At 68.4% G+C, this 22323-nt stretch carries 22 protein-coding genes; 18 read left to right on the top strand and 4 right to left on the bottom strand.

The genetic code is table 11. The features are described 5' to 3' along the window. Positions 1-139: 139 nt before the first annotated feature. Genes rfbD through ACFXMV_RS18070 form a run of 5 tightly spaced genes read left to right on the top strand, consistent with a single transcriptional unit; the run spans position 140 to position 6232 of the window. Positions 140-1000, top strand: coding sequence for a dTDP-4-dehydrorhamnose reductase (rfbD, locus tag ACFXMV_RS18050; protein WP_378498699.1), 861 nt, complete (start codon positions 140-142; stop codon positions 998-1000). Positions 1001-1010: 10 nt separating this feature from the next. Further along, a complete protein-coding gene (locus tag ACFXMV_RS18055) occupies positions 1011-1904 on the top strand; it encodes a glycosyltransferase family 2 protein (RefSeq protein WP_378503117.1) in 894 nt (297 codons plus the stop codon). Next, positions 1894-2988 (top strand): sugar phosphate nucleotidyltransferase, encoded by a 1095-nt coding sequence (locus tag ACFXMV_RS18060; RefSeq protein WP_378498697.1) that lies wholly within the window; start codon positions 1894-1896, stop codon positions 2986-2988. Before ACFXMV_RS18055 ends, ACFXMV_RS18060 begins: the two co-directional genes overlap by 11 nt. A gap of 43 nt (positions 2989-3031) precedes the next feature. Then, entirely contained in the window at positions 3032-3817 is a 786-nt protein-coding gene (locus ACFXMV_RS18065; protein ID WP_378498696.1) for an SGNH/GDSL hydrolase family protein, read from the top strand. Between the two features lie 57 nt (positions 3818-3874). Further along, positions 3875-6232: an arylsulfatase gene (locus ACFXMV_RS18070; protein ID WP_378498695.1), complete on the top strand. Its 2358-nt coding sequence runs from the start codon at positions 3875-3877 to the stop codon at positions 6230-6232. Between the two features lie 207 nt (positions 6233-6439). On the opposite strand, the gene ACFXMV_RS18075 is transcribed toward ACFXMV_RS18070, so the two are convergent. Genes ACFXMV_RS18075 through cofD form a run of 3 tightly spaced genes read right to left on the bottom strand, consistent with a single transcriptional unit; the run spans position 6440 to position 9320 of the window. After that, entirely contained in the window at positions 6440-6994 is a 555-nt protein-coding gene (locus ACFXMV_RS18075; protein WP_378498694.1) for an NUDIX hydrolase, read from the bottom strand. After that, complete coding sequence (locus ACFXMV_RS18080; RefSeq protein WP_378498693.1) at positions 6991-8349, bottom strand: coenzyme F420-0:L-glutamate ligase; 1359 nt, start codon at positions 8347-8349, stop codon at positions 6991-6993. The genes ACFXMV_RS18075 and ACFXMV_RS18080 overlap by 4 nt, the downstream gene beginning before the upstream one ends. After that, positions 8346-9320 (bottom strand): 2-phospho-L-lactate transferase, encoded by a 975-nt coding sequence (cofD, locus tag ACFXMV_RS18085; RefSeq protein WP_378498692.1) that lies wholly within the window; start codon positions 9318-9320, stop codon positions 8346-8348. The genes ACFXMV_RS18080 and cofD overlap by 4 nt, the downstream gene beginning before the upstream one ends. Positions 9321-9795: 475 nt before the next feature. On the opposite strand from cofD, the gene ACFXMV_RS18090 reads away from it, so the two are divergent. Then, the gene (locus tag ACFXMV_RS18090; protein ID WP_378498702.1) at positions 9796-10029 is read left to right on the top strand and encodes a WhiB family transcriptional regulator; all 234 of its coding nucleotides are present in this window, start codon (positions 9796-9798) and stop codon (positions 10027-10029) included. Positions 10030-10043: 14 nt separating this feature from the next. Here ACFXMV_RS18090 and ACFXMV_RS18095 read toward each other — a convergent pair whose 3' ends face one another. After that, positions 10044-10538 (bottom strand): metallopeptidase family protein, encoded by a 495-nt coding sequence (locus tag ACFXMV_RS18095; RefSeq protein ID WP_378503118.1) that lies wholly within the window; start codon positions 10536-10538, stop codon positions 10044-10046. Positions 10539-10619: 81 nt separating this feature from the next. On the opposite strand from ACFXMV_RS18095, the gene ACFXMV_RS18100 reads away from it, so the two are divergent. From ACFXMV_RS18100 to ACFXMV_RS18155, 12 genes are all read left to right on the top strand, one after another. Next, positions 10620-11012 carry a DUF3499 domain-containing protein gene (locus ACFXMV_RS18100; protein WP_378498690.1) on the top strand — a complete coding sequence of 131 codons (393 nt, stop codon included), beginning with the start codon at positions 10620-10622 and terminating at the stop codon, positions 11010-11012. A 71-nt stretch (positions 11013-11083) separates the two neighbouring features. After that, the gene (locus ACFXMV_RS18105) at positions 11084-12448 is read left to right on the top strand and encodes a phosphomannomutase/phosphoglucomutase (protein WP_378498689.1); all 1365 of its coding nucleotides are present in this window, start codon (positions 11084-11086) and stop codon (positions 12446-12448) included. Positions 12449-12508: 60 nt separating this feature from the next. Further along, the gene (locus ACFXMV_RS18110) at positions 12509-13621 is read left to right on the top strand and encodes a tobH protein (RefSeq protein ID WP_378498688.1); all 1113 of its coding nucleotides are present in this window, start codon (positions 12509-12511) and stop codon (positions 13619-13621) included. Beyond that, a complete protein-coding gene (gene manA / locus ACFXMV_RS18115) occupies positions 13621-14853 on the top strand; it encodes a mannose-6-phosphate isomerase, class I (protein WP_378503119.1) in 1233 nt (410 codons plus the stop codon). The genes ACFXMV_RS18110 and manA overlap by 1 nt, the downstream gene beginning before the upstream one ends. Before the next feature lie 84 nt (positions 14854-14937). Then, on the top strand, positions 14938-16470 hold the full coding sequence (locus ACFXMV_RS18120; protein ID WP_378503120.1) for an amino acid permease: 1533 nt from the start codon (positions 14938-14940) through the stop codon (positions 16468-16470). Between the two features lie 130 nt (positions 16471-16600). Beyond that, positions 16601-17815, top strand: coding sequence for an alkane 1-monooxygenase (locus ACFXMV_RS18125; RefSeq protein WP_378500055.1), 1215 nt, complete (start codon positions 16601-16603; stop codon positions 17813-17815). A gap of 2 nt (positions 17816-17817) precedes the next feature. After that, positions 17818-17982: a rubredoxin gene (locus tag ACFXMV_RS18130; protein WP_378500054.1), complete on the top strand. Its 165-nt coding sequence runs from the start codon at positions 17818-17820 to the stop codon at positions 17980-17982. Continuing rightward, positions 17982-18155: a rubredoxin gene (locus tag ACFXMV_RS18135; protein WP_378500053.1), complete on the top strand. Its 174-nt coding sequence runs from the start codon at positions 17982-17984 to the stop codon at positions 18153-18155. Before ACFXMV_RS18130 ends, ACFXMV_RS18135 begins: the two co-directional genes overlap by 1 nt. Then, on the top strand, positions 18152-19384 hold the full coding sequence (locus tag ACFXMV_RS18140) for an NAD(P)/FAD-dependent oxidoreductase (protein WP_378500052.1): 1233 nt from the start codon (positions 18152-18154) through the stop codon (positions 19382-19384). The genes ACFXMV_RS18135 and ACFXMV_RS18140 overlap by 4 nt, the downstream gene beginning before the upstream one ends. A gap of 39 nt (positions 19385-19423) precedes the next feature. After that, on the top strand, positions 19424-20035 hold the full coding sequence (locus ACFXMV_RS18145) for a TetR family transcriptional regulator (RefSeq protein WP_378500051.1): 612 nt from the start codon (positions 19424-19426) through the stop codon (positions 20033-20035). 37 nt (positions 20036-20072) lie between these two features. After that, positions 20073-21554 carry an adenosylhomocysteinase gene (gene ahcY / locus ACFXMV_RS18150; RefSeq protein WP_378500050.1) on the top strand — a complete coding sequence of 494 codons (1482 nt, stop codon included), beginning with the start codon at positions 20073-20075 and terminating at the stop codon, positions 21552-21554. An 83-nt stretch (positions 21555-21637) separates the two neighbouring features. Then, positions 21638-22279, top strand: coding sequence for a dTMP kinase (locus ACFXMV_RS18155; RefSeq protein ID WP_378500049.1), 642 nt, complete (start codon positions 21638-21640; stop codon positions 22277-22279). Positions 22280-22323 lie beyond the last annotated feature (44 nt).

The following is a 22323-nucleotide window of genomic DNA, read 5'->3' on the forward strand; positions in this document are numbered from 1 at the left end:
CTCGCCGTCTGAGCTCCTTCATTGTCCGGCACCTGATGCCCCCCTCTTCCACGCATGTGGTTGTCCCGACCGAGGTCCAGGCTACTTGTGGGGACGCGCCGTTCCGGTGTCCGTGCACCGGCGTGCCAGACTTTCCGGTGTGAGAAAGATCGTTGTAACAGGCGCAGGTGGCCAGCTCGGCACGCAGTTGCTGCGACGCGGAAGCGCGGCCGGCCTGGACGTCGTCGGATTCGGGTCGCGAGAACTGGACATCACCGATGGTGGGGCGGTCGACGAGGTGGTCGAGCCCGGCACAGTCGTCATCAATTGCGCGGCATACACCGCCGTCGATGCGGCCGAGTCGGACGAACAGGCCGCGGGGCGGGTGAACGCCGTCGGGCCGCGGAATCTGGCGACGGCGACCGCGCGTGTCGGCGCCCGTCTGATCCACATGTCGACGGACTACGTGTTCGCGGGCGACGGGATCACTCCGTACGAGTCCGACGCGGCGACCGCGCCCCGGACCGCCTACGGGCGGACCAAGCTCGACGGCGAGCGCGCGGTCCTCGCAGTGGATCCGAATGCCCTTGTGGTGCGCACCGCCTGGGTGTACACCGGCGTGGGTGCCGACTTCGTCGGGGCGATGCTGCGACTGCAGCGCGAACGCGACACCGTCGACGTGGTCGACGACCAGGTCGGGTCGCCGACCTTCGCGGGCGACCTCGCCGACGGGTTGTTGCAGTTGGCGGGCATTCCGGAGGTGCCGGGCGGGGTGCTGCACGCCACGAACGCCGGACAGGCGAGCTGGTTCGACCTGGCCAGGGCGGTGTTCGCCGGGGTCGGAGCCGACCCGGAGCGGGTGCACCCCTGCACCAGTGCCCAGTTCGTGCGGCCCGCGCCGCGTCCGGCGTATTCGGTGCTGTCGGACGCGTCCTGGGTGCGCGCCGGACTGACCCCGCTCCGGCCGTGGCAGGAGGCGCTGGAAGCGGCCCTGGCGCAGTTGCCGCCGGCCAGCGACTAGTCTTGCCGGCGTGAGTTCGCAGCTGGCCGTGGTGACGGTGACCTATTCGCCGGGCAAGCATCTTCAGAGTTTCCTGGACACCCTCGAGGGGGCGACCGAGTCGAAGACCCAGGTCATCATGGCCGACAACGGGTCGACCGACGGTGCTCCCGAGGCGGCCCTTGAGGCCAACTCGAATGTGCGGCTGCTGCGCACCGGGGGGAACATCGGCTACGGCGGTGCCATCAACCGCGCGGTTGCCGAGTTGGACTCCGACGTCGAGTTCGTGGTGATCGCCAATCCCGACCTTCGCTGGGGCGCAGGCTCCATCGACGTGCTCCTCGAGGCGGCGCAGCGTTGGCCGCGCGCGGGCGCGTTGGGCCCGCTGGTGCTGGAACCGGATGGCAGCGTGTACCCGTCGGCGCGTCAGGTGCCCGGCCTCGTCTCGGGTGCAGGCCACGCCGTCCTCGGCAGCGTCTGGCCCTCGAACCCGTGGACTCAGCGGTACCGGCAGGAGAACGAGCAGGTGTCCGAGCGACCGGTGGGGTGGCTCTCGGGATCCTGCCTGCTGGTGCGTCGAGCCGCGTTCGACTCGATAGGCGGATTCGATTCCCGCTACTTCATGTACATGGAGGACGTGGACTTCGGCGATCGGCTCGGCCGTGCGGGCTGGCACAACGTGTTCGTGCCGTCGGCCGAGGTGACCCATGCCAAGGGACATGCGGCAGGGCGGCATCCCGAGCTGATGCTGCCCGCGCATCACCAGAGCGCCTACCGCTTCCAGGCCGATCGGCACCCGCACTGGTGGCAGGCGCCGTTGCGATGGGCGCTGCGGGGCGGTTTGGCCGTGCGGTCGAAGGTGGCCGTCGCAGCGGCGGTACGGAGCAGGGCAAAGAACGAGGGGACCGCAGACGATGGGGAGTGACGCAGTGGAGAACCAGTCGAACGTGGATGCGGTAGTCCTGGTCGGGGGCAAGGGCACACGGCTGAGGCCGCTGACCCTGTCCGCGCCGAAGCCCATGCTGCCGACGGCAGGGCTGCCGTTCCTGCAGCATCTGCTGGCGCGTATCGGTGCGGCCGGGATCAAGCATGTGGTGCTCGGCACCTCCTTCAAGGCGGAGGTCTTCGAAGAGTACTTCGGCGACGGGTCGTCGATGGGTCTGGAGATCGAGTACGTCACCGAGTCCGAGCCGCTCGGCACCGGCGGCGGCATCAGGAACGTGCTGCCCAAGCTCCGCGCGGACAACGTGATCGTGTTCAACGGCGACGTGCTCGGCGGAACCGACCTGCGGGCCGTGCTCGACACGCACACCCGCACCGAGGCGGACGTGACGATGCACCTGGTCCGGGTGGGGGACCCGCGGGCCTTCGGGTGCGTACCGACCGACGAGGACGGTCGCGTCACCGATTTCCTGGAGAAGACGCAGGATCCGCCGACCGACCAGATCAACGCCGGCTGCTACGTCTTCAAGCGCGAGATCATCGAGAAGATCCCCGCCGGACGCCCGGTGTCGGTGGAGCGTGAGGTTTTTCCCGGGCTGCTCGGCGACGGACGTCGCGTCTTCGGGTACGTCGATGCTTCGTACTGGCGCGACATGGGCACGCCGGAGGACTTTGTGCGCGGATCTGCCGACCTGGTGCGCGGGATCGCGCCGTCGCCCGCGCTCGAGGGCCCGCGCGGCGAGTCGCTGATTCATCCCGGCGCCGGGATTGCACCAGGCGCGTTGCTGATCGGCGGCACGGTGGTCGGCCGCGGCGCCGAGATCGGTGCCGGGGCGCGACTCGACGGCGCGGTGGTGTTCGACGGCGCCGTCATCGAGGCGGGTGCGACGGTCGAGCGATCGATCGTCGGTTTCGGTGCCCGAATCGGTCCGCGGGCCTTGGTGCGCGACGCGGTGATCGGGGACGGCGCGGACGTCGGCGCCCGCTGCGAATTGCTGCGCGGCGCGCGGGTGTGGCCTGGCGTGGCGCTGCCCGACGGCGGGGTGCGGTTCTCCACCGACGTGTAGCCCAGAACGGTGTGACCTGGCCCATGCTGGCAAAATCGATGCGGTGAACTCGCCGGAACCTGCCTTTCATCGTTACGTCGCCCTCGGGGATTCGTTCACGGAGGGACTCGGCGACCACGACCCGGCGCGGCCGAACGGACTCCGTGGCTGGGCGGACCGGGTCGCCGAGCAGCTCGCAAGCAAGAACGAGAACTTTCGGTACGCCAACCTCGCGGTGCGAGGCAAGCTGCTCGGGCAGATCATCGACGAGCAGATAGATCAGGCGCTCGCCCTCGGCCCGGACCTGGTGACGATCTACGGCGGCGGAAACGACCTCATGCGTCCGTCGGTGGACATCGACGCGATGGTGGAGCGCTACGACGACGCGGTCGGCAAGCTGACCGCCAGCGGGGCGCGGGTTGCGATGTGGACGGCGTACGACGCCGGGTGGTCCGCGGTGTTCGGCAAGATCCGCGGCCGCACCGCGATCTACAACGAACTGGTGCGCGAGGTCGCGGATCGGCATGGTGCCACGGTCGTCGACTTCTGGCGGTTCGACGGCTACGACGACGACCGGATGTGGGATTGGGACCGGCTGCACATGTCGACTCCCGGGCATCAGCGGATGGCGGTGGAGGCACTCGACGCGCTCGGCGTCAGTCACGACCTCGAGGCCCCCGACCTGGGGCCGGCCCCGGTGCTGGGCAAGGCCGAGCAGCGGCGTGTGAACTACATCTGGGCAAAGGACTTCGTCGGGCCGTGGATCGGGCGGCGCCTGACGGGCAAGTCGTCGGGCGACACGGTGCCCGCGAGACGACCTGTGTTGGAGCCGATTTCCGCGGAGGGCTAGGCCGTTCACCCTCGCCGGGTGATGCGGGTTCGTGGCGACGTATGGGGTAATGCGCCAATGGACAGCGTTGGCGCATCACCTTCCGCCCGATCGGCGATCCCGGAGCCGTTCCCTCCGTTCGAGGGCGCGATCGGCAAGACCTACAAGGAGTCGACGGCCGCGTGGCCGAAGGTCCCGACTGCGGCGGAGGGCGCGCCGAATATCGTGGTGATCATGCTCGACGACGTCGGGTTCGGGCAGACCTCGACGTTCGGCGGACTGATCCCCACACCGAACCTCGACAGGCTCGCTTCGGAAGGGCTGCGGTACAACCGGTTCCACACCACCGCGGTGTGCGGCCCGTCCCGGGCGGCGCTACTGACCGGCCGAAACCATCACGACGCGGGTAACGGGTTCCTGATGGAGTGGGCAACCGGCTTCCCGAGCTACACCACGATGATCCCGCGCACCACGGCCACGGTCGCCGAGGTGCTGCGGGGCAACGGCTACTCGACGTGGTGGTACGGCAAGAACCACAACACCCCGGACTGGGAGACCAGCGTCGCCGGCCCGTTCGACCGGTGGCCGACCGGCATGGGATTCGACTACTTCTACGGCTTCAATGCCGGCGAGACGCACCAGTACTACCCGGTGCTGTTCGAGAACACGACCCCGGTCGAACCCGACAAGGGCCCCGAGGACGGGTACCACCTGGTGACCGACATGACCGACCGCGCGATCTCGCGGATGCGGTACGCCAAGTCGGTCGCGCCGGACAAGCCGTTCTTCATGTACTTCGCCCCCGGCGCGATGCACGCCCCGCATCACGTCACCAAGCAGTGGCGCGACAAGTTCAAGGGCGCCTTCGACATGGGCTGGGAGAAGTACCGGGAGATCGTCTTCGAGAACCAGAAGAAGATGGGCATCATCCCGCCCGACACCGAGCTCACTCCGCGCCCCGACTGGGTGCAGGAGTGGGACACGCTCAGTGACCAGCAGAAGCAGGTCTACTGCGCCCTTTTCGAGAACTATGCCGGGTACTTCGCGTTCACCGACCACGAGGTCGGCCGCTTGCTCGAGTCCATCAAGGACCTGCCCGACGCCGAGAACACCATGGTGATGTACATCGTGGGTGACAACGGCGCATCCGCCGAGGGCGGCCCCGACGGCACGCTCGACGAGATCAAGAACCTCGGCGGGATGATGCCCACGATCGAGGACATCATCGCCGACCTCGACAAGCTCGGCGGTCCGGAGACCGAGCCGCACTACCCGGTCGGGTGGGCCTGGGCAGGCAACACTCCGTTCCAGTGGGTCAAGCAGGTCGCCTCCCATCTCGGCGGGTCGCGGAACCCGATGGTCGTCAGCTGGCCGGCGAAGATCACGCACGACGACGCCCCGCGCGATCCGTTCCTGCACCTCGTCGACGTCGCCCCGACGATCTACGAGGCGGCGGGGGTCACGATGCCCGACACGGTGAACGGCATCGAGCAGCTACCGCTGGCCGGCGAGTCGTTCCTGACCAGCTTCACCGATCCGGCATTCGAGGGCCGGACCGATCAGTACTTCGAGATCCTCAGCAACCGCTCGATCTACGAGGACGGCTGGAAGGCGAACGCGCAGCACACCATGCCGTGGCGACAGGATCTCGCCCCCGGCGACTGGGACAACGACCGCTGGGAGCTCTACCACCTCGACGACGACTTCTCCGAAGCCCGCGATCTGGCCGGCGCGATGCCCGACAAACTCGAGCAGATGAAGGCCAAGTTCGACGAGGCAGCGGAGAAGTACCACGTGTACCCGCTCGACGACCGCGGCGTCGCCCGGGCGATCCTCCCGAAGCCGACCCCGCCCGGCTCGGACCCGAAGGCGACCTCGTTCACCTTCTACGCCGGCGCGACCCGGCTCCCGGAGAGTGCCGCGCCGTCGATGAAGAATCGAAGTTGGAAGCTCGCCGCGCGCATCGGCACCGACGGCGCCGCGACCAACGGCGTCGTCATGGCCATCGGCGGTGTCGCGGGCGGCATGTCGCTCTACCTGAAGGACGGTGTGCTGACCTTCGACTACAACTACTACGGCGACCACACCACCGTGCGGGCGGCGCAGCCGATCGAGGCGGGCGACGCGGTCGTCGGCGTCGAGTTCGACTACGACGGCGGCGGCATCGGCAAGGGCGCGGGTCTCACGCTGACGGTCGACGGAGCGCCGGTCGGGCAAGGGCGGATGGCGGCAACCGTTTTCGCCCGCTTCGGTGTCGACACCTTCGGCATCGGTGAGGACACCGGCCAGCCTGTCACCACCGACTACCGGCCACCGTTCCGGTTCACCGGCACCATCGACAGGGTCGACATCGAACTGGCCCCGCTGAACCTCAGCCCCGACGACCTGCAGGCGGTGCACCACACCGAGGTCAAAGCGGCACAGCGCAGGGAGTAGACGGTTTGCGACCAACCCCGCCTACAGGGCGGGGTTGGTCGGTGACTGATTTCTGTCGGTGCACCCGGCCGACTTACCGCCGACCCTCGCCGACCTCACCACCATCACCGACCCGAACCACCTCGCACAATGCGCACGACTCCGCGCCCACCACGACGAACATCAGGCGATCCTGCGCGAACGCTTCCGTCACCAGCCCCCACCGTTCTAGGACGAGCGCAGCGCCGCCAACCCCACCAGGTGGTCGATGGTCTCCCGCTCGGCCGTCTCGGGCAGCGCATCGACCGGCCACCACCGCAGGTCGGTCGACTCGTGGCTGCGAACGATCGGCGCACCGGTCTCGGCGCGCACGAGAAACCGCAAATCCAGGTGCCGTGTCGGCAGACCCAGCGAGCAGGTGATCGGATGCGTGTGCGCGGAGAGCAGGACCGGATCGATCCGCAGGCCCTCGATGCCGGACTCCTCGGTCGCTTCCCGGAGCGCCGCGTCGATGACGGTCTCGTCCGCAGCCTCGCAGTGGCCGCCGAGCTGGATCCAGCGCCCGACCCGCGGATGCAGGGTCAGCAGCACCTGCCGGCCATCCTCGCTCAGGACCAGCGACGATGCGGTGATGTGGCCGGGCGCGTGCTCACGCAGGCAGCCAAGCGGCGCCGAGTCGAGGAATGCGAGCATGGTGTGCCGCAACGATTCGTCGGCAGCGTTCGGCGTCTGCCAGCCGAGCAGCGCCTCGCGCGCCGAGCGGTGCAGGGACTCGGCGCTCACATCTCCACCAGCAGGTCGTCGGGCGTACCGGGCGTGCGCGGCGTCAGCGGCTCGAGAGGATGGCCGACGGCGATGGCGCCGAGCGCCTGCCAGTCCGCACGCAAGCCGAGTTCGGCCCGCACGAGGTCCGCCGCGAAGATGGTCGACCCGATCCAGCAACTGCCGATTCCCTTGGTGGCCAACGACACCAGCAGTCCCTGCACGGCAGCGCCCGCGGCGACGGTGAACATCGTCTGCTCGGCCCTGGTCCTGGCCTCGTCCGGGTAGCTGTGCGCGCCCTCGGGCACACAGAACGGGATCACCAGTTCCGGCGCGTCGAACAGGATGTTGCCCCGGTCGAGCCGCGCGTTGATCTTCTCCAGGCTCAGCCCGTCCGCGGTGAGGTCCGCACGCCACTGTTCCCGCATCGCGTTCAACAGTCCCCTGCGGGTCGCGGCCGTGCGGATCCAGACGAACCGCACCGGACGGGTGTGGTGCGGCGCAGGCGCCGTCAGGGCTTCCGCGATGGCGTCGCGAAGGGCATGCGGATCAATCGATTCGGCGGAGAACTCACGCACCGATCGGCGCAGCAGGAGGGCCTCGCTCCTGCCCCGCTCCAGCGCCTCGTTGGAGCCGAGCCAGAACAGGTCGTCCTCGCCCGGCCTCAGCAGGTCCCGCGCGACCGAACCGTCGTCCTCGAAGTCGAATCCGCGCACCACGGCGATCGGCACGCTGCCGACCTTGCCCTTGACCAGATCGCCCGCCGCGGCGAGCTCGTCCGCGACGGCGACCGCCGTCACGTACAGCTCGTTCCCCTGGGCGTCAACGGATCCCGCGTAGCCGTGCAGCACCGGAAGTCCGGACGAGCCGATCGCGGCGTCGGTCTGGCCGACCCGCCAGGCGCGGCCCATGGTGTCGGTGATGACCACCGCGACGCTGACGCCCAGCAGTTCGGCCAACCGCTCCCGCAACTGTCGGGCGCTCGCGTCGGGGTCCTCCGGCAGCAGCGCCAGTTCCGCCGGGTCCACGTTCGACCCGTCGATGCCGGACGCCGCCTGGATGATGCCCAGCTTGTTCTCGGTGATCAGGGTGCGACCCTTGCGGGCGACTACGCGGACCGCCTCCTGATCGACCAGTCGCCTGCGAACGGCATCGCGCTCGTCGGCGTCGGTGGGGGAGGCCACGATCCGGCCCTCGACCTTGGAGACGATCTTGCTCGTGACGACCAGTACGTCGCCGTCGACGAGCCACGGTGCCTGCGCCGCGATCGAGGCGGCCAGGTCATCGCCCGGCCGGAACTCGGGAAGGCCTGGCACGGGCAGGATCTCGATCGAACCGCCCGCTCCGTGATCGCCGATCACATTGTCCTCGCTCACGCAGTGACCCCGGCCAGGCGCAGTGCGGCCCTGGCCATCTCCGCGGTCGCTTCCGGGTCTGTCATCAGCAGCGGGACGGACTCGACCTGCACTCCTGGCACCTGCGCGGTATCGGTCTCGTGGACGAGCCAGCCGTCGAGGATCCCGGTCTCCGACCTGGCGCCGTAATGCCGTCCGATCGCCTCGGCGGTGGTTTCCACCCCGATGACCTCGAGGCATTCATCGGCCATGCCGCGCAACGGCTTTCCGCCGATGACCGGGGACAGGCCCACGACCTTCGCCTTACCGGTTCGCAGTGCGCCACGGATCCCGGGCACCGCGAGGATGGCGCCGACGCTGACCACCGGGTTGGACGGTGCGAGCAGAACCGCGTCCGCGTTCTCGATCGCGTCGATGACACCGGGTGCCGGGGTGGCCTTGTCGGCGCCGACATACGCGAAGCTGTGCGTCGGAACCTGGGCGCGGTGGCGGACCCACCATTCCTGGAAGTGGATCGCGCGTTGCGCGTCGTCGGCCGGATCGGTGATGACAACGTGGGTCTCGCTGCGGTCGTCGGTGACCGGCAGCAGTCGGACCCCGGGTTGCCAACGGTTGCACAGTGCCTCGGTGACCGCCGAGAGCGGATACCCGGTGCGCAGCATCTGACTACGAATGAGGTGCGTGGCGATGTCGCGGTCGCCGAGGCCGAACCAATCCGGCTTGGCGCCATACGCCGCGAGTTCCTCTTTCGCGTTCCAGGTTTCGCCGACGTGACCCCAGCCCCGCTCGGGGTCGATTCCGCCTCCGAGCGTGTACATGCAGGTGTCGAGGTCCGGGCAGATGCGCAGCCCGTGCATCCACACGTCGTCGCCGACGTTCACGACCGCGGTGATCTCGTGTGTGCCCTCGGCATCCGATTCTCCGAGCAGGCTCCGCACTCCTTGCAGGAAACGAGCTCCACCGACGCCGCCGACCAATACTGTGACTCTCACAGCTGAAGAGCCTAGGCGTCGGGCGCCGGTGTGTCGGACTTGCACCGGTCGATCGGCGGCGGCCGGTGCGACACGCGGGTGACGCGCACGAATGCGCCGCCGAGGCGATTCCGGTGCGGGTGGTGGTAAGGGGAATTGGCCAACAGCTTGACCCCAGCGCTCCGTGCCGTGTCTAATCACAGGTATGTCATTCCAGCTTCGCCACGCGAGATCAGTTGTGGCGAACCTTGATTCGAACGTTCGTTCGGAGTGGGTGGCAGTGTCGGGGGACGCAAGAGACCGGAAATTTCTGCGCAATCCAATGTGAGGAGGCGGAACGATGCCCAACCAGTACGAGGGATCACGACTTCTGAACGCGCTTGATTACGAACCGCAGACCGATTTCACAGCGAACACAACGGAGGGGGTTGGCGAGCTTTTGGGGGAGAGTGAGCCGGTACGGCCGCAGCTGAGCTTGGTCACCGGATTTGACGAGATGTTCGAGAACATCGAAGACCAGTGGCAAGAGCGGGCGCTGTGCGCTCAGACCGATCCCGAGGCGTTCTTCCCCGAGAAGGGCGGCTCGACCCGCGAGGCGAAGCGAATCTGCCTCGGGTGCGAGGTGCGCGACGAGTGCCTCGAGTACGCGCTCAACAATGACGAGCGATTCGGCATCTGGGGCGGACTCTCGGAGCGCGAGCGCCGCCGGCTCAAGCGCGGGATCATCTAGGGCGCAAGCTGTTTTCAGTCCTCGGGTTCTCCGCCGAGCTCCGGGTCGATGACCTCCGGGTCGACCCCGAGGTAGGTGGCGACCTGCCGGACCAGTACCTCGTTCAGTAGATCGACGAGGTCTTCCTGGCGCTTGGCGCGCAATTCGAGCGGCCGGCGGAACAGGACCAGGCGCGCCCTCGTGGCGGCGCCGTGCCGGTCCACGCCTGCCGGCACCAGCCGCGAGAGCGGCACGGGTCCCTCGGCCACCACCTCCGGCGGCCAGGTGACCGAATCCGGGTCGAGGGCGCGGATCTTGGGCACCTCGTCCACCGCGATGTCGAGCTTGGTGATCCGTTCGTGCCAGCGGGCGTCGATGGGGGCGAACGCCTCCAGGACCAGCATGTCGAACTTCTCTGCCCGGCTGCGCCATGCGGGCACGCTCTCCGGGAGCACCGGCCCGCGGATGCCGCGTCCGCGTCGAGCCGCTGATCGTGAGGTCAACGGTCGTCCGTGTCGGGCTCTGCGCATGAAGGTCAATCCTACCGACACCCATCGGCTTCCGGTGTGTCCGAGTAGGAGCCTGGGGGTCCGCCAGCTACCCTCATCTGCGTGAGAGCACTGCGTCGATGCTGCCGGCCCGGGTGTAAGAACCCCGCCGTTGCGACGCTGACGTATGTCTATTCGGACTCGACGGCAGTTGTCGGTCCGCTCGCGACCGTCGACGAGCCGCATTCCTGGGATCTGTGCGAGACGCACGCGTCCCGGATCACCGCGCCGAAGGGCTGGGAGCTGGTCCGCTACGAGGGCGGATTCTCCTCGAGCACCCCGGACGAGGACGATCTCACGGCCCTCGCCGAGGCCGTCCGCGAGGCGGGCATGCCCGAACGCGGATCCGTCGACTCCGCGACGTCGCATCCCGTGGATTCGGCGCACGCGCCGATGCAGGCACCGCGCACCGGTCGTCGCGGCCATCTGCGGGTTCTGCCCGATCCCACGAACTGACTCGCGCGGCACCGGGCACTAGGCTTGCGGTGCACCGATCGAGACCGTCCCCGAACGCAGGAGTTATCGCAGTGGCACGTCCCGCAGAATCCGTCCATGCCGTCATCAAGGCATATGACGTACGCGGAGTGGTCGGCGAACAGATCGATGTCGACTTCGTGCGTGACGTCGGTGGCGCATTTGCCCGCCTGGTCCGGGACGGAGCCGACCGCGTTGCGATCGGTTACGACATGCGGGAATCGTCGCCGGAACTGGCGAACGCGTTCGCCGAGGGCGTGACGGCGCAGGGCCTCGACGTCGTCCTGATCGGCCTCGCCTCCACCGATCAGCTGTACTTCGCGTCCGGCCTACTCGACTGCCCTGGCGCCATGTTCACCGCGAGCCACAACCCGGCGAAGTACAACGGGATCAAGCTGTGCCGCGCAGGCGCGAAGCCGGTCGGACAGGACACCGGGCTGGCGACGATCTCCGCCGAGGTCATCGAGGGAGTGCCCGGATTCGACGGTGCCCCCGGCTCGGTCAGCGAGCAGGACGTGCTCGTGGAGTACGCGGACTTCGTGCGCGGGCTCGTTGACCTGTCGTCGATGAAGCCGATGGCCGTCACGGTGGACGCGGGCAACGGGATGGGCGGGCACACCGTTCCGGCCGTGCTCGAACCGCTGCCGCTGACCGTGGATCCGATGTACTTCGAGCTCGATGGAAACTTTCCGAACCACGAGGCCAACCCGCTCGACCCGAGGAACCTGGTCGACCTGCAGGCGCGGATCCGCGAGACCGGTGCGGACATCGGGCTCGCCTTCGACGGCGACGCGGACCGCTGCTTCGTCGTCGACGAACTCGGCAACCCGGTGTCCCCGTCCGCGGTGACGGCGCTGGTCGCCGAGCGGGAACTGGCCAAGGAGCCCGGCGCCACGATCATCCACAACCTCATCACCTCCAGGGCTGTGCCCGAGTTGGTGACCGAGCTCGGCGGTACCCCCGTCCGGACGCGGGTCGGGCACTCCTTCATCAAGCAGCAGATGGCGGAGACCGGCGCGATCTTCGGCGGCGAGCACTCGGCGCACTACTACTTCCGCGACTTCTGGGGCGCCGACTCCGGCATGCTCGCCGCGCTGCACGTGCTCGCGGCGCTCGGCGAGCAGGACCGGCCGCTGTCCGAACTGATGAGGAGCTACGAGCGCTACGAGGCGTCCGGCGAGATCAACTCCACCGTCGCGGACGCCGCCGAACGGACCGCCGCTGTGCTGGCCGCATTCTCGGGGCGCACGAAGTCCGTGGACCGGCTCGACGGCGTCACCGTCAACCTCGGGGAGGGTGCGTGGTTCAACCTGCGGGCCTCGAACACCGAGCCGCTGCTGCGCCTGAACGTGGAGGCGCGGACGGCTGAAGTGGTCGATGCGCTGGTGGCTGAGATACTTGGTGTCGTGCGCGCCTAGCGGACACGGGAACAGCCGTAGAATTCTTGCCCCGGGGCAGAGCGAGAGAGGAAGGACGCCATGACGGCTCCGTCACACCTTCTCGACCTCGATGACTCCGCAAGCGTGACCGCAGCCGATTCCGAGGGGTCCCTGCGATCCGCCGCACTCGGTGGGGCGCAGGTGCGAGCCACTGCGGAGTCGGTCAACGAGGGTGCCCTCGATCGGATCAGGGATCTGCGCCCGCGCAGCATCGTCCTGGTGACCGCGGGAGGCCGCGCGGGCCGGGCAGCGTCGGTGCTCACGAGTGCCGTCGGCGGCAGGATCGGCGTGCCGATCCTGCACCTGCCCGCGGTACCGCCGTGGGTCGGCTCCCTGGATGTTGTCGTCGTCGCGGGTGAGGACGCGGGCGATCCGCGGCTGCTCATCGCGGTCGACTCGGCGCTGCGCCGCGGCGCCGAGGTGGCGATCGCCGCCCCCGACGAAGGACCGTTGCGTGCGGCAGGCGCCGGTCGCGCGATGGCGCTCCCGCCGCGCATTCGGGTTGCCGACCAGCACGGGTTCCTGCGGTACCTGTCCGCAGGCGTCGCGGTGCTGACCGCGCTCGGGCCTGCCCGAGCCGACAACATGCTCCCGGACCTGCATGCCCTCGCCGACGCGGTGGACGCGGAGGCGTTGCGCGGACACCCGACCAACGAGGTGTTCCACAATCCGGCGAAGTCGTTGGCGGTCCGGATGCGGGCGCGCCGGGTGGTGCTGGCCGGGGATGGTCCGGCTACCACGGCGCTGGCGCGGCACGGCGCCGAGATGCTCATGCGCACCGCGGGGGCGGTGGCCGCGGCGGCCGATCTCAGCGATGTAGTGGCCTCGGCCACACGATTCGCGACCGACGAATCCGCCGGTCAGGCAGGTGGATACGATCCGATCTTCCACGACGAGGAACTCGATGGTCCGCCGCCGAGCAATCCGGTGCGGGTCTTCGTGCTGTCGAGCGCGGCCACCCGGCCGGCCACGTCGCGCCGGATCGCCGCCCTGTCGGACGCCGAGCTCGTGCTCGCGATGGGGGAAGAAGAACAGGTCGACAAGGGGGGCCAGGAGATGGCTGGGGAGCGCAGCGAGATCGAGCAGCTGGCGGTGACGGCCGTGCGGCTGGAGATGGCCGCGGCCTATCTGCAGTTGATCGGTGGTAGCTAGTGCGACAGCTTCAGGGTGCGCTGCGCACCTACGCATGGGGCTCGCGCACCGCGATCGCGGAACTGTGCGGCAGGCCCGTGCCGTCGAACCATCCGGAGGCCGAGGTCTGGCTCGGTGCTCATCCGGCCGACCCGGCGCGACTGCTCGGCGCCGCAGGCCCCGTCTCACTGCTCGAGGCGGTCGACGCCGACCCGGCGGGCCAGCTCGGGGACCGGGCCAGGGCCGAGTTCGGCGACCGGTTGCCGTTCCTGCTCAAGCTCCTCGCGGCCGAGGAACCGCTGTCGCTGCAGGCTCACCCGAGCGCCGTTCAGGCCAAGGAGGGCTTCGAGCGGGAGGAGGCGGCGGGGATACCGCTCGACTCGCCGGTGCGTAACTACCGCGACGACAGTCACAAGCCGGAACTGGTGGTGGCACTGACCACGTTCGAGGTGCTCGCCGGCTTTCGGGATCCGCACAGGACCGTCGACCTGCTCAGGGCCCTCGAGGTGCCCGCGCTCGACCACTACATCGCTCTTCTTGCGGGACAGCCCGATTCGTCGGGGCTGCGGGCACTGTTCACCACCTGGATAACCCTGCCGCCGCCCGCGCTGCGGGCGCTGCTCCCTCAGATTCTCGAGGGTTGCGTGCGGTATCTGTCCGGCGCGCGCGGCACCCGCCCCTATACCGCGGAACTGCGGACCGTGCTTGGCTTGGGCGAGTCCTATCCGGGCGACGCGGGCGTGCTGGCCTCGCTGCTGTTGAACCGGATCACCCTGCAGCCGGGCGAGGGCCTCTACGTCGCGGCCGGGAACCTGCACGCGTACCTGCACGGGCTCGCGGTCGAGATCATGGCGAACTCGGACAACGTGTTGCGCGGCGGGCTCACGCCCAAGCATGTCGACGTCCCCGAGTTGTTGCGGGTGCTCGACTTCGAACCGCTCACCGGTCCGGTGCTGACGCCGTCCGCGGTCCCGGGCGCCGCCACGGTCGTCTACGAGACGCCCGCGCCCGAGTTCGCCCTGACCCGGGTGGATCTGGACCGGGCGGGCGATCGGCACCCGGCCTCGGTGGCGTTCGAACTCGCTGGTCCGCGGATACTGCTGTGCACCTCCGGATCGGTCACGCTTCGGAGCGGCGAGAACGTCCTGGAGCTCGAGCAGGGCTGTGCGGCGTGGATCGCGGCCTCGGATCCCGAGGTCGTGGCGCTCGCGCGGACCTCGACCGCACAGGTGTTCAGCGCCGCCGTCGGGTGATCCCCGACGCGCCACCGGGGCGAAACCTCGTGTGAGGCACGCCGGGCGCAATAGGCTTGGCTGCATTCTCATCAGGAGGCAGCGATGGCAAACCGCGGGATCTTCCGAACCAAGTCCGTCGAGCAGTCGATCGCGGACACCGACGAGCCGGACAGCAAGCTCCGTAAGGACCTGACGGCCTGGGATCTCACCGTCTTCGGTGTCGCCGTGGTCGTGGGTGCCGGCATCTTCACCCTCACCGCGCGGACGGCGGGCAACGTGGCGGGGCCGTCGGTTTCGCTCGCGTTCGTGCTCGCCGCCATCGCGTGTGGCCTGGCGGCGCTGTGCTACGCAGAGTTCGCCTCGACAGTCCCGGTCGCGGGAAGCGCGTACACCTTCTCGTACGCCACCTTCGGTGAGTTCGTCGCGTGGATCATCGGCTGGGACCTGATCCTGGAGTTCGCGTTGGCGGCCTCGGTCGTGGCCAAGGGGTGGTCGCTCTACCTCGGCAACGTGATCGGGGCCGAGGGGTCGACGGTGATCTCCCTGGGTTCGGTCGATTTCGACTGGGGGTCGGTCCTGCTGATCGCGGTGCTGACCGCGATCCTCGCGACCGGGACCAAGCTGTCCTCCCGTGTCTCCGCGATCATCACCGCCATCAAGGTGGGCGTGGTGCTGCTGGTGATCGTGGTCGGGGCGTTCTACATCAGCAAGGACAACTATTCGCCGTACATCCCGCCGTCGCAGCCGGGCGACACCGGCGAGGGCATCCACCAGTCGCTGTTCTCGTACCTCACCGGCGCCGGGGGCAGCACCTACGGTTGGTACGGGCTGCTGGCCGCCTCCAGCCTGGTCTTCTTCGCCTTCATCGGGTTCGACGTGGTGGCCACCACGGCGGAGGAGACGAAGGATCCGCAGAAGTCGCTGCCCAGGGGCATCCTCGGATCCCTCGCGATCGTCACCGTGCTCTACGTCGCGGTCACCCTGGTGCTCACAGGGATGGTGAAGTACACCGACCTCGCCGGTGAGGGATCAACCCTCGCAACGGCATTCGAGATCCACGGGATCACCTGGGCGCAGTGGGTGATCAACCTGGGAGCCCTTGCGGGCCTCACGACGGTCGTGCTGGTGATGCTGCTCGGTCAGACCCGGGTGCTGTTCGCGATGTCCCGCGACGGGCTGATGCCCAGGAAACTCGCGCACACGGGGCCGCACGGGACCCCGGTGCGGATCACCGTCATCGTCGGCGTGGTGTCCGCCGTGCTGGCCGGGTTCTTCCCGATGGGAACGCTCGAGGAGATGGTCAACATCGGCACCCTGTTCGCGTTCGTGCTGGTGTGCATCGGCGTCATCGTCCTGCGCCGCACCCGCCCCGACCTGCCGCGCGGCTTCACGGTGCCGCTGGTGCCGCTGGTGCCGATCCTCGCGGTGCTCGCCTGCCTGTGGCTGATGCTGAACCTGTCGGTGGAGACCTGGATCCGGTTCGTGGTCTGGATGGCCATCGGCATCGTCGTCTATTTCCTCTACGGCTACCGGCATTCGATGGTGGGCCGCCGGGCCACGCCCCCACCGGGTGTGGAGGCCGAGGCGCTCGGGCGTCTCGGCGGACCCGAGGGGCCGGGCGGGGTCGGGCTCTAACCCTGGCCGACCGCCTCGTGTACAAATCTCGTCTTTTGTATAGACAGCAGACATCGAGTGGCATATCGTCCATATCTACGTGGTTCACCTCACAGTTGTGGGCCCGCCCGTAGAGGAGACAGTCGTGGCGATGCAGGTCGATCCCGGGGCGCAGGCGCCCGCCGAGCAGTGGCGAGACAAGAAGCGGCATCTCTGGTTGCTGGGTCTGATCCCGCCGACCGCCGTCTTCCTCGCGGCCGGACTGGTCTGGGCATTCAACGAGCTCGGCTGGGCCGCGGTCTCGCCGGTGTGGTGGTGGATCGGGCCGATCCTCGTCTACGGGCTGCTGCCGGTTCTCGACATCTTCTTCGGGCCGGACGGACAGAACCCGCCCGAGGAGGTGATGGAGCGGTTGGAGAACGACAAGTACTACCGCTACTGCACGTACGTCTACATCCCCTTCCAGCTCGCGAGCCTGGTGTTCGCGTGCTACCTGTGGACCGCCGACAGCCTGAGCTGGCTGGGCGTCGAGGGCGGACTGGGGCTGGTGTCGAAGATCGGGCTCGCGCTCAGCATCGGCGTGATGGGCGGCATCGGCATCAACACCGCGCACGAACTGGGCCACAAGAAGGACGAGCTCGAGCGGTGGCTGTCGAAGGTCACCCTGGCCCAGACCTTCTACGGGCACTTCTACATCGAGCACAACCGTGGCCACCACGTCCGGGTGTCCACCCCGGAGGACCCGGCGAGCGCCAGGTTCGGCGAGAGCTTCTGGGCCTTCCTGCCGCGCAGCGTCTGGGGCAGTCTGACCTCCTCCTGGGAACTGGAGAAGGCGCGGATGCAGCGACTCGGCAAGAGCGCGTGGAGCATTCACAATGACGTCCTGAACGCCTGGCTGATGTCGGTGGTGCTGTGGGTGGCGCTGGTGGCGGTCTTCGGGTGGGAGGTGCTGCCGTTCCTGGTCCTCCAGGCCGTCTATGGCTTCTCACTGCTCGAGACCGTCAACTACCTCGAGCACTACGGGCTGCTCCGGCAGAAGACCGCGAGCGGACGCTACGAGCGCTGCGCCCCGGCGCACAGCTGGAACTCCGATCACATCTGCACCAACATCTTCTTGTACCACCTGCAGCGGCACAGCGACCATCACGCCAATCCGACGCGGCGCTACCAAACGCTGCGCAGCATGGACGGCGCGCCGAACCTGCCGAGCGGCTACGCCAGCATGATCTCCCTGGCGTACTTCCCGCCGATCTGGCGCGCGGTGATGGACCGCCGCGTTCTGGGGCACTACGACGGCGACATCACCCGAGTGAACGTCCAGCCGGCCAAGCGAGAGCGGATCCTTGCCCGCTACGGGGCGGCGTGATCATGGCTGCGTATCGGTGTCCCGTGTGTGACTACGTCTACGACGAGTCGAAAGGTGCCGCGCGTGAGGGCTTTCCGGCTGGAACTGCCTGGGATGCGGTTCCCGACGACTGGTGCTGCCCGGACTGCGGAGTGCGGGAGAAGATCGACTTCGTGAGGAGCGCGTGATGAAGCTGTACCGCTGTGTCCAATGTGGGTTCGAGTACGACGAGGAGCTGGGCTGGCCCGAGGACGGCATCTCGCCCGGTACCCGCTGGGATGACATTCCCGATGACTGGAGCTGCCCCGACTGCGGTGCGGCCAAGGCCGATTTCGAGATGGTCGAGGTTGCCCGCCCGTGAGCTCGATCGTGATCGTCGGCACCGGGATCGCCGGGATCACCGCCGCCGAAACGCTGCGGGCGGACGGCTTCTCGGGGGCAGTGACCGTCATCGGCGAGGACGCCGCCCACCCCTACCGCAGGCCGGCCCTGTCGAAGGACCTGTTGCTCGGCACGATGCCGGCGGAGAAGGCCCGGCTACGCGGAGCCGAGTACTGGAGTGAGCGCGGGATCGAGTTCCGCACGTCGGTGGCCGTCACCTCGATCGAGGTGGACGCGCGCACGGTCCGGCTCGAGACGGGTGAGGAGTTGCCTTACGACGCGCTGCTTCTCGCGACCGGCGGCCGGGCTCGTCAGATCGAGCATTCGGGCGGGGACGCGGTGCGCGCGCTGAGGTCGATGGACGATGTCGCACCGCTGCGGGCCGCCATCGAGCGAACGAACTCGATCCTGGTGATCGGGGCCGGGCTGATCGGCTCGGAGGTCGCGGCAACCGCACGGGGTCTCGGCGCCGAGGTGACGATGCTCGAGGCGGCGTCCGGGCCGCTGAATCGGGTGCTCCCGCCCCAGGTCGGCGCGCTGTATGAGCAGATCCACCGCGAGCACGGCGTGGCGCTGCACACCTCGGTGCGGCTCACCGAACTCGCCTCGGACGGCGCGGGCGGGGTACGGGCCACCGCCGCGGACGGCAGGACGTGGTCCGCAGGCGCGGCGCTGCTCGCGGTCGGCATGGTGCCGAACACCCTCCTGGCGGAGCAGGCCGGGCTGGCCATCTCGGAGGGGATCGTGGTGGACGAGGGATTCGCCACCTCGGCGCCGGGCGTGTACGCGGCAGGCGACGTGGCCAACTGCCCGAATCTGGTCCTGGGTGGTCGGCATCGAACGGAGCACTGGAACTCGGCGCAGGAGCAGGGCGCCTCGGCCGCGCGCGCGATGCTCGCCGGCCTGGCCGGTGCGGCCGCCGAACCGGTTCGCGAGGTGCCGTGGTGCTGGTCTTCGCAGTACGGGCTGAATCTCCAGGTCGCCGGGTGGCCGCAGGCCGACGACGAGATCGTCGTCCGGGGCAGCATCGCCGAGCGCGACTTCACCGTGCTCACGCGGCGGGCCGGCCGATTGGTCGGCGCGGTGACGCTCGGCAGGCCAAGAGACCTACGTGCGGCGCGGGTGCTGATCGGGCAGAGCCCGACGATCGATCCGGTGCTCCTGGCGGACGAGGGCGAAGACCTGACGGCATTGAGTCTGAGGGTTTGAAGTTTGACGCCCCGGACGCTTGCTGCCACTCTCGCCACCATGGCTACGACGAATCGAGTCCCGTTTCAACAGGCGACCCGTGCGCTGCTGCGGGATTCGATTCTCGGCGCCATGCGGGACCTGCTGTCGGTCAAGGACTGGTCCGAGGTGACCATGACCGCCGTCGCGGCCGGTGCCGGGGTCAGCAGGCAGACCGTCTACAACGAGTTCAAGTCCAGGCAGGGTCTCGCGCAGGCGTATGCGCTGCAGCTGGCGGACCGATTCGTCGGGGCCATCGACGACGCCATCTATGCCAATGCGGGCCAGGCGCAGACCGCGCTGGTCGAGGCGTTCACCACGTTCTTCCGGCAGAGCGCAGCCGATCCGTTGGTCCGGTCGTTGCTGACCGGGGACGCCAAGCCGGACCTGCTGCGCCTGATCACCACCGACAGCGCCCCGTTGCTCGAGCGCGCCTCGGCCAGGCTCGCGGAAACGTTGGAGCGCAGCTGGATTCAGGCCTCGCCGACGGACGCCGGGATCCTCAGCCGGGGAATCGTGAGGCTGGCGATCAGTTACATCTCGATGCCGCCGGATTCGGATCGCAATGTTGCCGAGGATCTGGCCCGGATCTTCGTGCCGTTCATCGAGGTGATCGTCGGAGCCGACGCCTAGTAGCCTTAGCCGAGAAATCGGCGACCAGGAGAGGCAGATGACGACCAGCGTGTCTGAGAACAAGCTCGAGGCGGATACCCGCAACGGAATCGACTACAAGGTGGCGGACCTTTCGCTCGCCGAGTTCGGCCGCAAGGAGATCCGTCTCGCCGAGCACGAGATGCCGGGCCTGATGGCCCTTCGCCGTGAATACGCCGAGGTCCTGCCGCTCAAGGGTGCCCGCGTTTCCGGGTCCCTGCACATGACGATCCAGACCGCCGTGCTGATCGAGACGCTGACCGCGCTCGGAGCCGAGGTCCGTTGGGCGTCGTGCAACATCTTCTCCACCCAGGACCACGCCGCCGCGGCCATCGTCGTCGGACCGCACGGCACCGAGGAGGAGCCCAAGGGCATCCCGGTCTTCGCCTGGAAGGGCGAGACGCTCGAGGAGTACTGGTGGGCGGCCGAGCAGATGCTGACCTGGCCGGGCGAGCCCGCGAACATGATCCTCGACGACGGCGGCGACGCCACCATGCTGGTGCTCAAGGGCGCGCAGTTCGAGAAGGCGGGCGTGGTGCCGCCCACCGACGAGGACCACGACTCCGACGAGTACAAGGTGTTCCTCGCGCTGCTGCGTCAGTCGCTCGAGGCCGACAAGGGCAAGTGGTCCAAGGTCGCCGAGTCCGTCAAGGGCGTCACCGAGGAGACCACCACCGGCGTGCTGCGCCTGTACCAGGTGGCCGCGGCAGGCGAGCTGGTGTTCCCGGCGATCAACGTCAACGACTCGGTCACCAAGAGCAAGTTCGACAACAAGTACGGCACCCGGCACTCGCTGCTCGACGGCATCAACCGCGGCACCGACGTCCTCATCGGTGGCAAGGCGGCGCTGGTCTGCGGTTACGGCGACGTCGGCAAGGGCTGCGCGGAGGCGCTGCGCGGCCAGGGCGCGCGCGTGGCGGTCACCGAGGTCGACCCCATCAACGCCCTGCAGGCACTGATGGACGGCTTCGAGGTCAAGACCGTCGAGGAGGCGATCGGCTGGGCCGACATCGTCATCACCTCGACCGGCAACAAGGACATCATCACCTTCGAGCACATGAAGCAGATGAAGCACCAGGCGATCCTGGGCAACATCGGTCACTTCGACAACGAGATCGACATGGCAGGCCTCGAGCGGGCCGCCGACGTCACCCGCGTCAACATCAAGCCGCAGGTCGACGAGTTCACCTTCGCGGACGGCCACTCGATCATCGTGCTGTCCGAGGGACGCCTGCTGAACCTGGGCAACGCCACCGGCCACCCCTCGTTCGTGATGAGCAACAGCTTCTCCAACCAGGTCATCGCGCAGATCGAGCTGTGGACCAAGCCGGAGGAGTACGACAACGAGGTGTACCGCCTGCCCAAGCACCTGGACGAGAAGGTGGCGCGGATCCACGTCGAGGCGCTCGGTGGCTCGCTGACCAAGCTCAGCAAGGATCAGGCGGAGTACATCGGTGTGGACGTCGAGGGCCCGTACAAGCCCGAGCACTACCGGTACTAGGCGGCTCCGCCGCCCGTGAGTCCTTCTGGTCCACAGTGGGGCCAGAAGGACTCACGGGCGCGCAGCGCCTAGGCTGGCCCGCCGTGGGCACACTCATCGCGTTGGAAGGTTTGGACGGCGCCGGAAAGCGGACGCTCGTGGACAAGGTCGTGGCCGAGTTGGCTGCGGCTGGGCTGCGGGTCGCCGTGCGCGCCTTTCCCCGCTACGGCAGTTCGATTCACGCGGACCTCGCAGCCGAGGCCTTGAAAGGGTCGAACGGGGACCTCGCCGATTCGGTTTACGGGATGGCCTCGATGTTCGCCTTGGATCGTGGCGGTGCGGTCGACGAACTGCGGAAGTTGTTGTCCGTCAACGACCTCGTACTGCTCGACCGGTACGTGGCCTCCAACGCGGCCTACGGGGCGGCGCGGTTGCATCAGGGGCCGGACGGCGAGTTCGTCCGGTGGGTGACCGAGCTGGAGTTCGACCGCCTCGGCCTACCGCGACCGGCTCTGCAGATGCTGCTCGACGTGCCGGTCGAACTGGCGCGGGCGCGGGCGCTTGCCAGGGAGGCGTCGGACTCGACCCGGGAACTCGACGCCTACGAGCGGGACTCCGACCTGCAGACCCGCACCGGTGCGGTGTACCGGGGCCTGGCGCAGCGGGACTGGGTCTCGAGCTGGAAGCTGATCGAACCGAACGTCGATCCGGCGGCACTGGCCGCGGATCTGGCACAGTGGATATGAGCGACACACTGCGCCGGACCTGACGCAACGACGGGTTCCGGCGT

It is taken from the genome of Rhodococcus sp. NPDC059179, assembly GCF_042754885.1.
GTDB lineage: Bacteria > Actinomycetota > Actinomycetes > Mycobacteriales > Mycobacteriaceae > Rhodococcus_G.